The 11,136-nt window shown below is 61.4% G+C and carries 9 protein-coding genes; 8 read left to right on the forward strand and 1 reads right to left on the reverse strand.

Features of this window, described 5'->3' with window-relative positions:
• On the reverse strand, positions 1 to 324 hold a 324-nt coding region (locus tag ACTHL0_RS19945), incomplete at its 3' end, for a LysR family transcriptional regulator (RefSeq protein ID WP_440568603.1).
• A gap of 145 nt (positions 325 to 469) precedes the next feature.
• Here ACTHL0_RS19945 and ACTHL0_RS19950 point away from each other — a divergent pair.
• The 8 genes from ACTHL0_RS19950 to ACTHL0_RS19985 all read left to right on the forward strand — a co-directional run bounded on the left by ACTHL0_RS19950 (position 470) and on the right by ACTHL0_RS19985 (position 10,946).
• Complete coding sequence (locus ACTHL0_RS19950; RefSeq protein WP_440568604.1) at positions 470 to 1,441, forward strand: ABC transporter permease; 972 nt, start codon at positions 470 to 472, stop codon at positions 1,439 to 1,441.
• Positions 1,438 to 2,349: an ABC transporter permease gene (locus ACTHL0_RS19955; RefSeq protein ID WP_440568605.1), complete on the forward strand. Its 912-nt coding sequence runs from the start codon at positions 1,438 to 1,440 to the stop codon at positions 2,347 to 2,349. The genes ACTHL0_RS19950 and ACTHL0_RS19955 overlap by 4 nt, the downstream gene beginning before the upstream one ends.
• 8 nt (positions 2,350 to 2,357) lie before the next feature.
• Positions 2,358 to 3,335 (forward strand): ABC transporter ATP-binding protein, encoded by a 978-nt coding sequence (locus tag ACTHL0_RS19960; RefSeq protein ID WP_440568606.1) that lies wholly within the window; start codon positions 2,358 to 2,360, stop codon positions 3,333 to 3,335.
• Entirely contained in the window at positions 3,332 to 4,375 is a 1,044-nt protein-coding gene (locus tag ACTHL0_RS19965) for an ABC transporter ATP-binding protein (RefSeq protein WP_440568607.1), read from the forward strand. The genes ACTHL0_RS19960 and ACTHL0_RS19965 overlap by 4 nt, the downstream gene beginning before the upstream one ends.
• Positions 4,372 to 5,985, forward strand: a complete 1,614-nt coding sequence (locus tag ACTHL0_RS19970; RefSeq protein WP_440568608.1) for an ABC transporter substrate-binding protein — start codon at positions 4,372 to 4,374, stop codon at positions 5,983 to 5,985. Before ACTHL0_RS19965 ends, ACTHL0_RS19970 begins: the two co-directional genes overlap by 4 nt.
• Complete coding sequence (locus ACTHL0_RS19975) at positions 5,982 to 7,925, forward strand: CocE/NonD family hydrolase (RefSeq protein WP_440568609.1); 1,944 nt, start codon at positions 5,982 to 5,984, stop codon at positions 7,923 to 7,925. The genes ACTHL0_RS19970 and ACTHL0_RS19975 overlap by 4 nt, the downstream gene beginning before the upstream one ends.
• A 187-nt stretch (positions 7,926 to 8,112) precedes the next feature.
• The gene (locus ACTHL0_RS19980; protein ID WP_440568610.1) at positions 8,113 to 9,213 is read left to right on the forward strand and encodes a porin; all 1,101 of its coding nucleotides are present in this window, start codon (positions 8,113 to 8,115) and stop codon (positions 9,211 to 9,213) included.
• Positions 9,214 to 9,371: 158 nt separating this feature from the next.
• Positions 9,372 to 10,946, forward strand: a complete 1,575-nt coding sequence (locus ACTHL0_RS19985; protein ID WP_440568611.1) for a methyl-accepting chemotaxis protein — start codon at positions 9,372 to 9,374, stop codon at positions 10,944 to 10,946.
• Positions 10,947 to 11,136 lie beyond the last annotated feature (190 nt).

Below are 11,136 nucleotides of genomic sequence, written 5' to 3' on the forward strand. Positions count from 1 at the left end.
CAGCAGGAACTGGGGAAAGGTATGCGGAACCATGATGCGAACGAGCTTACGGTGCGTGCGAGCGAGCCGCAGTTGGTGGGCTTGTCGTTCGAGGCAGCGCGCCGCCTCGACGATTGTCTCCACCTCCTGCACGAGCGCGTCGCCCTCACGCGTTGGCGTCAGCCGACCCTGTTCGCGCACGAACAGGCTCAGGCCGAGATCCTCCTCCAACTGGCTCAGAAGACGGCTCACCGCCGGCTGCGAGCAGCCTAAGCGCTGCGCGGCTGCCGTCGTCGTATGCAGCTTCGAAATCGCCAGAAAAGCCTCGAGTTGTTTTAGGTTCATCTCACGTTCGGCATAGGCCTATGCCGAATCAACATAAGGTTGCGGACAGTTTTTTGCCGTCGAATGATCGGGGCGATGCATCAGCCCGGTGCCGCTTGGGCCGCCGGAACACATCGCATTTTCATCATTTGAGGTTTCACACGCAATGATCGCCTTCATCATTCGGCGGCTAATCCAGAGCGTCGGCGTGCTGCTGCTCACGTCCGTGCTCGTCTTCAGCGGCGTGTTCGCCATCGGGGACCCGATCGCGATTCTCGTTCCGGCCGACGCTACCCCCGCCGAAGTCGCACAGGCCGTGCAATCGCTCGGGCTCGACCAGCCGCTCTGGCAACAGTATCTGCATTTCATCGGACGAGCACTGCACGGCGATCTCGGGCGCTCCTTCGTCTTCAACCAGCCGTCGATTCAGCTCATTCTCGAACGCCTGCCGGCAACGCTGGAGCTCGCGCTCGTGGCATTGGTACTTGCACTGATAGTCGGTCTGCCGCTCGGCCTGATCGCCGGGCTGCGGGCCGGGTCGGTGCTCGACCGCACCGCCATGACGGGCTCGATACTAGGGTTCAGCCTGCCGAACTTCTGGCAAGGCATCATGCTCGTGCTGATCTTTTCGGTCACGCTGCGCTGGCTGCCGTCGGCCGGCCGTGGTCAAGCGGGCATGCTGTTCGGTATCCACACCAGCCTCGCGACGTGGGATGGTCTGCGGCACCTGCTGCTGCCGGCACTCAATCTATCGCTGTTCAAGATGTCGCTCGTCACGCGCCTCACGCGCGCTGGGGTCCGCGAAACGCTGCCGCTCGACTATGTGAAGTTCGCACGAGCCAAAGGCCTGCGCGAGCGGCGTGTGATCTTCGTGCATGTCCTGAAGAACATCCTGATTCCAATCGTCACGGTTGTCGGTATGGAATTCGGCTCGTTGATCGCATTCGCCACAGTGACGGAGACGATCTTCGCGTGGCCAGGCGTCGGCAAGCTGATCATCGACAGCATCACGAAGCTCGACCGTCCGGTGATCGTTGCTTATCTGCTGATCGTGGTCGCGATGTTCACACTACTGAACCTCGTCGTCGACATCATCTATTCGTTGCTGGATCCCCGCGTGCGGTTGGAGGCAGCATGAGCACCGGCACAACCTTTCCCTCGTGGCGCGCTGATCGCAATACGACGTTGGGCATCGTGCTGCGCAGCCTGTTCGGCAAGCCGGCCGTCGCCACTGCGACCTGCGTATGTCTTGCTCTGGTCGTGATCGCGCTGTTTGCGCCATGGATCGCGCCGCAGAATCCGTATGACCTCGCCGTGCTCAGCATCGTCGATGGCCGCCTTGCACCTGGCGTGCGTGGCACGAGCGGTCATCTGTATCTGCTTGGCAGCGATGCGCTTGGGCGCGACATGCTCGCCGCAATGATGTACGGGCTGCGTATCAGCCTCGGTGTGGGTCTGCTGAGCGGCGTGTTCGCGATGACGTTTGGCACCACGCTCGGCCTCGTCGCCGCGTACTTCGGCCGCTACGTCGATACGCTAGTGATGCGTGCGGTGGATCTGATGCTCGGTTTTCCGACGATTCTCGTCGCGCTGATGATGCTCGCCATTCTCGGCCAGGGTGTCGACAAGGTGATCCTCGCGTTGGTCGTCGTGCAGTGGGCCTATTTTGCCCGCACCGTGCGAGCAGTCGCCGCCGTCGAACGCCGTAAGGAGTATATGGAGGCCGCGCTGTGCCTCGGCTTGAGCCACCGGCGCGCGTTGTTCAGCCAGCTACTGCCGAACTGCCTTCCGCCCGTCATTGTGATTGCCCTTGTACAGATTGCCGCCGCCATTTCAGCCGAAGCGACCTTGAGCTTTCTCGGCATCGGCTTGCCGGTCACGCAGCCCTCGCTCGGTCTGCTGATCGCGAACGGCTATCAGCAATTGATCGCAGGCTATTACTGGATCAGCGTTTTCCCCGGCCTGTTGCTGCTCGTGCTCGTATTCAGCATGAATATCGTCGGCGACAGTCTGCGCGAAGCATTGAACCCGCGTCTGCAGAAATAGGATTTCGCATGTCCACTCCTACGTTGTCCGTGCGGAATTTACGCACGCATTTCTTCACCGGTGCCGGCGTCGCGAAAGCCGTCGATGACGCGAGTTTCGACGTCGCGCCAGGCGAAATCGTCGGCCTCGTCGGCGAATCCGGTTCCGGCAAATCGATTACCGGCTTCTCCGTGCTCGGGTTGATCGACCCACCGGGACGGATTGTTGGCGGCCGTGTGCTATTCAAAGGCGAGGACCTGACTACGCTCACGCCTGAAGCGCTTCGCCGCTTGCGTGGCAATCGCATCGCGATGATCTTTCAGGATCCGATGATGACGCTGAACCCGGTTCTGCGCATTGACACGCAGATGATCGAGGCGGTGCAGGCCCACGCTCGCGTATCGAAGCACGCGGCGCGGCAGCGCGCGCACGATGCCCTCGCGTCGGTCGGCATTCCGTCGCCGGGAGAGCGCTTGAGCGCGTATCCACATCAATTGTCGGGCGGGATGCGACAGCGTGTGGCGATTGCGATCGCGCTGCTGCACGACCCGGAACTCATCATTGCGGATGAGCCGACCACTGCACTCGACGTCACGATCCAGGCGCAGATCCTTTCCGAAATGCAGAAATTGTGCGCGCGCTCCCATACGGCCATGGTGTGGGTGAGCCACGATCTTGCGGTGGTCGCTGGGCTGGCTGATCGCATTTGCGTGATGTACGCCGGCCGGGTTGTAGAAACCGGCAGCGTCGACGAGATTCTCGAACGACCGCGCCATCCTTACACGATCGGGTTGATCGACTCCCTACCCGAAAAGGCGCGGCGGGGCGAACCGCTCAAACAGATACCGGGTATCGCACCGAGCGCGCTTCAGTTGCCGGCAGGCTGCGCGTTCGCGCCGCGTTGCGCATACGCTACCTCGCTGTGCCGGAGCACAGAGCCTCCTGTCAGCGGCGACGGCATTCATCAGTACCGTTGTTTCCATCCACGTACCGGAGCACCCGCATGAACGCACCCCATGTCATGGTGCCGATGGTCGAAGTCGACCACGTGTCGCGCCGCTTCGTTCGTCGCCTGAACTACGCGGAGCGAATCGCCGGCTGGCTCGGCGCGCGCGTTGAGAAACAGATCGTCCACGCAGTCGATGATGTCAGCCTGACGATCCATCGCGGTGAAGTGGTCGGTCTCGTCGGTGAGTCCGGCTGCGGAAAATCGACGCTCGGCCGGATGCTGGCCGGGATCGGGACGCCGTCGAGCGGCTCGATCCGCACAATCGAGAAGACCGCCGAACCGTCGGCGTCAGACGGCCAGAGTGACGGCACTCGCGCTGGACAGCGCGCTGCCCGTCACCGGCTCGCCACCCAGATGATCTTCCAAGATCCGCTGTCGTCTCTCAATCCGCGCAAGCGGGTGCGCGACATCATTGGCGAGGCGCCGCTCGTACACGGCTTCGTGGAGCGCAAACACCTGGATGCCTATGTCGTCGACGTGATGGAGCGCGTTGGCCTGAATCCGGATTTCCGCGAACGCTTCCCGCATCAGTTTTCCGGGGGGCAACGTCAGCGCATCGGTATCGGCCGTGCCTTGGCGGTGAAGCCCGATTTTCTGATCTGCGACGAATCCATCGCGGCGCTCGACGTGTCGATCCAGGCGCAGATCATCAATCTGTTCGTGCAACTGCGCCGCGATCTCGGTCTCACGTACCTGTTCATCAGCCACGATCTGGGCGTCGTCGAGCACATCAGCGATCGTGTCGCCATCATGTATCTCGGCCGTATCGTCGAAATCGCGCCGACCGTCGAACTGTTCGCCAATCCGCAGCATCCTTACACGACCGCGCTGCTTGCGCAGATGCCGCGCCTGTCGAACCGCAAACGGCAGTTCGAGTCGATTCAAGGCGAAATTCCATCCCCACTCGCGCCTCCCGACGGCTGTCATTTCCACCCGCGCTGTCCCCATGCAACGCAGCGTTGCCGCACCGAGCGGCCGCTATTGCGCGAGAGCGGCCCCGCTCATCAGGTCGCGTGTCATCTGGTGGGGGTGCAATGAACGCGGTAATTTCATTCATGAGCGGACGCGGCCTGAAGCACTCGGTGGCAATCGCACTCGTGTGGGGACTGGGTTTTGCCAGTGCGTCCACCGTCGCGCAGGCTGGCTCGCTGACGATGGCGCTTGCTTCCGAGCCTTCGTCGCTCGACCCGCTGTTCTCGCGCACGCAGAACAATATGCAGATCGCCGAAAACATGTTCGAGCGGCTGATCGAACAGGACGACAACCTGCAGATTCGGCCGGGACTGGCGGTGTCGTGGCGCGCGGTCGATCCGCTTACTTGGGAATTCCATCTGCGCCCGAACGTGCGCTTCTCGGACGGCTCGCCGATGGCTGCTGACGACGTCACGTATTCGCTGCGCCGCGCCCGATCCGTGCCGAACAGTCCCGCACCGTTTTCCGGCGCAGTGGCCAACATACAGCGCATTGAGACCGTCGACCCGCTAACGCTGCGCATTGTGACAAAGACGCCGTCACCAGCGTTCGTGGAGCAGGTTGGGCTCGTATATATCGTGTCGCAGCACGCGACGGCGGGGCGCACGAGCGACGACTACCGTCTGCCCGCGATCGCGGTCGGCACGGGTCCATATCGTCTCGCCCGCTGGATTCCTGGCGACCGTCTTGAACTCGTGCGAAACGACTATTACTGGGGCAAGCGGCCTGTTTTCGATGCGTGCACCATCCGTTTCATGTCGAACGACGCGGCGCGACTGTCGGCCTTGCTCTCGGGCTCAGTCAGCTTGATCGACAACGTACCACCCGTCACGATCGACCGCCTGCGCCACGAACGAAACGTGACGCTCTTTTCAGGCCCATCCGCACGGCTCATCTATCTCGCTCTCGATTCGTCTCGCGATGTTTCTCCGTTTGTCACTGCGTCCAAGGGCTCGACAATCGCTCGCAATCCACTGCGCGACGTGCGCGTGCGCAAGGCCATCTCGAAGATGATCGACCGCGAGGCGATTACCCAGCATCTGCTCAACGGTGCAGGGCTACCGGCCGCGCAAATGGTGCCGCCAGGTATGGGCGGTTATGACCCGCAGCTTCAACCGGACTCGTACGACCCCGTCGGCGCGCGACGCCTGCTTGCGGCGGCCGGCTATCCGCAAGGTTTCGGGTTGACGATCCATTCGTCGAACGACCGGTTCGCAAGCGACGGCGATCTTGGACAGGCACTGGGGCAGATGCTCGCGCGCGGCGGTATCACCGTGAACGACGTCGTTACGCAACCGTACAACGTTTATGCAGGCGCCGCCGCGCGACGCAATTACAGTGCTTTCGTCTTCAGTTTCGGCAATACGACGAGCGATTCCGCGATCGGGCTGACCAACGTACTGGGAAGCTATTCACGCGAGGCGGGCACGGGCGCTTTCAACCGCACTCGCTATTCGAACCCGACGGTCGACCGGTTGCTGCGCGAAGCCGCGGCAACCTTCGATCCAGCGCGGCGCAACCAGTTGCTGCAACGGGCCGGGCGTGCGGGCTTCGGCGATTACGGCATCGTGCCGCTCTATTTCCCGGTGGACTACTGGGCGGCACGCAACGGCGTGATTTTCCGTCCAAACAAAGCTGAACGCACCTCGCTTCTCTTCATCGAGACTCAACCATGACTGATGCTTCATTCCGTAGCGGAGCACTTCCCGCTGATTCGACGCTCAACCCGCTTCGCGACGCCATGGTGCCAATGCGTGATGGTGTGCGCCTTGCAACCGATGTGTACTTCCCCACGGATTACCGCGTCGGCATCGATGCGCCGTTACCCGCGATTCTTGAACGCACGCCGTATGGCAAATCCGATATCTCGCGTTCGGAAATCCATCACGGCCAGCCGCCCGCGAATCGTGCCGATGTGGCACGCTATTTTGCCGCGCGCGGCTACGCTGTCGTACTGCAGGACTGCCGCGGGCGCTACAACTCCGAGGGCACGTTCACAAAATATGTCGCTGAAGGGCCGGACGGCTTCGACACGATCGAATGGATCACCCAACAGCCCTGGTCGAATGGCAAAGTCGGCACGATGGGACTGTCGTACGCGGCCCACACTCAGCTTGCAGCCGCCTGCCTGAATCCGCCTGGGCTCGCGTGCATGGTGCTCGATTCGGGCGGTTTCTCGAACGGCTATCACTGCGGCATTCGCCAGGGCGGCGCCTTCGAACTGAAGCAGGCAACATGGGCGTTCAACCGTGCAAAGAACAGTAACGCCGCGGTTGAGAATTCGCTAGTTGCGGCGGCATTGAACGCGAGTGATCTACGTGAATGGTTTGCGCGGATCCCGTGGCGGCCGGGTCACTCGCCGCTGGCGACCGTGCCGGAATACGAGAACTATCTGTTCGAGCAATGGACGCGTGACGTATTCGACGACTACTGGAAACAGCCCGGCATCTATGCCGAAGGCTACTACGGCACCATGACGCGTGTACCAACGGTACTGATGTCGAGCTGGTACGACGCGTATGTGCGCAGCACGCTCGATAACTTCGCCGCGCTGTCCAGCACTGCCGGCGCCCCGAGCTATCTGATCATGGGGCCATGGCTGCACGGCGACCGCAACGTTTCATATAGCGGCGACGTTGAATTCGGGCAAGACGCGGTTATCGAAGGCCAGATTGCGAAAGACTGGCTGGCGTTTCGCGCCGACTGGTTCGACCGCTGGCTGAAACCGCACGAGGCGTCCCATGAATCGGCCGATGCCGTCGTACGCATCTTCGTGATGGGGGGCGGTAGCGGGGGGCGCAATCCGCAGGGCCGCATGGAGCACGGTGGACGCTGGGTCAACTCATCGCAATGGCCGCTGCCCGGCACGCGCTTCACGCCGTTTTACCTACGCGCGGACGGTTCGCTGTCAGCATCGAATGATGCTTTGCATGCGCAGCCGGCTGAGATCGCCTACACGTTCGATCCGTCTGATCCCGTGCCGACGATCGGCGGCGCGTTGACGTCGGGAGCACCGGTTTTCGAGGGAGGCGCGTTCGACCAACGTGAAGACCCGCGCTTTTTCGGTATGCGGCACCCGGGCATGCCGCTTTCTGCGCGCTCCGACGTTCTCGTGTTTCAGACCGAGCCGCTTGAAGAAGACGTCGCTGTGATCGGACCAATCGTCGTCAAGCTATGGATTTCCTCGGATGCGCCCGATACCGACTTCACTGCCAAGCTGATCGACGTTTATCCACCCAATGCAGATTACCCGCATGGGTACGCGATGAACCTGACCGACGGAATCTTCCGTTGTCGCTTTCATGAGTCATGGACGCAGCCACGCACCCTCGAAAAAGGGCGTGTCTACGCGATCGAAATCGAACCTTTCGCTACGGCGAATCTTTTCAGATGCGGCCATCGGATTCGACTGGATGTTTCAAGCAGCAATTTCCCGCACTTCGACGTCAACCCGAATAGCGGCGAGCCGCCCGCACTGGCACGCACACCACGCGTCGCGGTGAACCGTGTGCATTTCGGCGCAGGTCAAGCGTCGCATGTCGTACTGCCGCTCGTCTCGGCGGCATCGCTCGAAAGAATGCTGCCGAGCCCTCCGGCTCGCCGAAGCACTGCCTAGAAACGCCCCGGCATCACCTCGTTTCCCGCACTTGAGGCGCCGCGTTCAGCGCGACGTCTGAGGCCCCGTTTTGCCCTCGGTTTTTGCGAGTGCCCTCAAGCGTCCGAGCCTGTACTGCCGCTTTCGGCTCATCGCTTACCGATTTTCGATTTTCAACAGCAAGTCCAACTACAAGAGGAGAAGCACCATGTTCAAACAGACACTTCCGGCGACACTGCTCGCCATCGGTGGTATTGGCCTGTCGGCCGTAACGGCACACGCCCAATCGAGCGTCACGCTGTACGGCATCGTCGACGGTGGTTTCGCATACACGAGCAATCAGGGCGGCAAAGCGAACTATCAGGCCACGGCCGGCAACGAACAGGGCTCGCGCTGGGGCCTGCTCGGCGGCGAAGACCTCGGCGGCGGAAATCATGCAGTATTCCGGCTCGAAAACGGATTCAATCTGATGAACGGCACCGCCAGCGCGAACGGGCGAATCTTTGGACGACAGGCGTGGGTCGGTTTGTCGAGCGATCGCTATGGCACGTTGACGTTCGGCCGTCAGTACAACGCGTCGCAGGATTCGTTGGAGCCGCTGCAAGTTGCGGCCGATACCGTTCAATACGGTACACATCCGTTCGATGTCGACGATATCAACAACACGTTTCGCACCGACAACTCAATCAAATACGTGACGCCGGCTTTCTACGGTCTGCAGATCAACACGATGTATGCGCTGTCGGGCAATCCGGGCAACTTCGCTACGAACCGTTCATACAGCGTCGGCGCGACCTATGCCAATGGTCCGTGGCATCTGGGTGCGGCCTACGTGATGCTCGATCATCCGGCCACCGATACGACAGGCGCGATCCCATCCGATAACTACTTCACGTTTCTCAAAGGCATCAGCCGGCAGCGCATTTACGGCGCGGGCGGGTTGTACGACATCGGTAATGCAAGCGTCGGGTTGATGTACACGAACACGCGCTTTGAGCTGACGCCCGCGAGCCAGTACCAGACGTACCAGAATGCTGACGCGAGCCTGCGCTACCGCATCACGCCCACCATGCATGCGGCGGTCGGCGAAACCTATACGAATGTATCGACGAACGGGAAGGTGAATTCATGGCACTACTGGCAGACGACGGCCGGGTTGCAATACTTCCTGTCCAAATCTTCCGACGTCTACATCGACTTGCTGTACCAGCGCGCCACGAACGCGGTCGCACAGATCGAAGGCGCATCCGGCCCATCGAGTAGCCACACGCAATTTATTGCGGTCACGGGCATCCGTCACAAGTTCTGATCACACGGCGAGTGTCCCGATATCACCGATGCATTCGCTGCCGTCGTATCGGGAACGTGCCCTGACGAACCGAGCTTTGTTCGGGGCGTAATAGGTTGTGCGCCGCCGTCCTCACGCAGGAGGCTGGCAGTACACGGACAACGTCTCAGGAAGATGCCATGAGGGTCGCCCTACAGGGAATCCGCTTCAAGATTGTGTTCGCGCTCGGCGTGTGTGCCGCGCTGATCGCGACCAACGGGGTGATCGGCGCGCACGGCATGTCGATGCTCAGCACCGACATGCACCGGATTTATGTCGACGACACTGTGCCGATCACCGATCTCGCCACCGTCGAAAGCTCGGCGTTGCGCATTCGCCTCGGTCTGATGCGCATTCCTGCGATGCAGAATCCGGCGGAAGCAAAGGCGATGATCGCGCGTCTCGCTGCGACACGAACATCGCTCGACACCGCCTGGCACGACTACTATCCGGCACGTCTGGCGCAGTCCGAAGAACGCGATACCGCTCGCCGGATCGATGCCGCAATCGCCGCGTTCGGGCCGCAAGCCGCACGCGCGGCTGCAGCACTGGATGCGGGTGATACTGCGCTCGCGGGCCCGCTCCTCGGAGCACTCGCCGACACGAGCCAGATCATCTACAACGGATCAGACCGGATTATCGGCATCAAAACCGCGCGCGTCCGGCAGACCGCCGACGACGGAGCAGACATCTCGCGCCGGATGTTGCTTCTCTGCGGCGGCGCTGTCGTCATTGCGCTGACAATCGCATGCGTCATGGGCGTCTATCTGGTTCGCGGTATTTCGCGACCGCTGGATGCTTCGATAGCTGTCGCGCACCGAATAGCGGATGGCTGGCTGGAGAACGGTATCGCGGCGCTAGCCGATAATGAATTTGGCCAGTTGCTGTGGGCGCTGGCGCAGATGGACGCGCGACTTGCGGACGTCGTGCGACGGATTCAGATGTCGAGTGAATCGATCCTCACCGCCGCGGTTGAAATTGCCGACGGCAGTCGCGATTTGTCTTCGCGAACCGAAGAGCAGGCGGCATCGCTTGAACAGACCGCCGCCAGCATCGAGCAGCTCGCCGCGACAAACCGTCAGAACGCCGAGCACGCGCGGGAAGCGACGCGGCTGGCCTCCGAAGCCTTGCAAGCCGCACACGAAGGCGATGGCGCAACCGCTCGTATGCTAACAACGATGAATGACATCATGCACGGTTCCGCGAAAATTTCCGACATCATGACACTGATCGAGACTATCGCATTCCAGACCAACATTCTCGCGCTAAACGCGGCGGTCGAAGCGGCGCGCGCCGGCGAGTCAGGGCGCGGTTTCGCCGTGGTTGCCGGCGAGGTTCGCACACTCGCACAGCGCTCGTCCAAGGCAGCAAAGGACATCCGAGAACTGATCCGCAGTTCATCGTCGACGGTGCAGTTGGGTTCAACTCACATGGAAATTGTCGGCCACACGATGGCGAACATCACACGAGCTATCCGCCTTGTAGCGGGTATCAACGCGGCTATTTCGGTGGCATCGGAAGAACAGACGCTCGGCATCGACCAGATCGAGCGTGCTGTGAGCCAACTCAACGATGTGACACAGCGGAATGCTGCGCTAGTTGGACAGGCATCTGCGGCAGCACAAACACTTGAAGAACAGGTCGGTCAGCAGCGGAAGGTGTTGAGCGCGTTCCGATTCCGCAGCCAAACGCTTGAGCCCGTGGCAATGGCGTAACGCAACGCTACGCAGGCTTCAGGTCACGTGTCTCTTTGAGCTTCCCTCGGTTTTTCGCCTTCCCTTCCAACGGCCCCGAGTGATGCACGGGCGCGCTTCGAGTAAAAGACCATCGGCGCTACGCCCGTGCGGCAGATGATGACTATGCGCCGATAGGTACCGACAATCCGAGCACAAGTTGAATTTATTG

The sequence above is a fragment of the Trinickia sp. genome, assembly GCF_051961175.1.
Classification (GTDB): Bacteria; Pseudomonadota; Gammaproteobacteria; order Burkholderiales; family Burkholderiaceae; genus Trinickia.

Excerpts from the sequence above, each read along its gene's own strand:
- ACTHL0_RS19950 (WP_440568604.1), top strand. The coding sequence starts at position 470 with ATGATCGCCTTCATCATTCGGCGGCTAATCCAGAGCGTCGGCGTGCTG.
- ACTHL0_RS19955 (WP_440568605.1), top strand. The coding sequence starts at position 1,438 with ATGAGCACCGGCACAACCTTTCCCTCGTGGCGCGCTGATCGCAATACG.
- ACTHL0_RS19960 (WP_440568606.1), top strand. The coding sequence starts at position 2,358 with ATGTCCACTCCTACGTTGTCCGTGCGGAATTTACGCACGCATTTCTTC.
- ACTHL0_RS19965 (WP_440568607.1), top strand. The coding sequence starts at position 3,332 with ATGAACGCACCCCATGTCATGGTGCCGATGGTCGAAGTCGACCACGTG.
- ACTHL0_RS19970 (WP_440568608.1), top strand. The coding sequence starts at position 4,372 with ATGAACGCGGTAATTTCATTCATGAGCGGACGCGGCCTGAAGCACTCG.
- ACTHL0_RS19975 (WP_440568609.1), top strand. The coding sequence starts at position 5,982 with ATGACTGATGCTTCATTCCGTAGCGGAGCACTTCCCGCTGATTCGACG.
- ACTHL0_RS19980 (WP_440568610.1), top strand. The coding sequence starts at position 8,113 with ATGTTCAAACAGACACTTCCGGCGACACTGCTCGCCATCGGTGGTATT.
- ACTHL0_RS19985 (WP_440568611.1), top strand. The coding sequence starts at position 9,372 with ATGAGGGTCGCCCTACAGGGAATCCGCTTCAAGATTGTGTTCGCGCTC.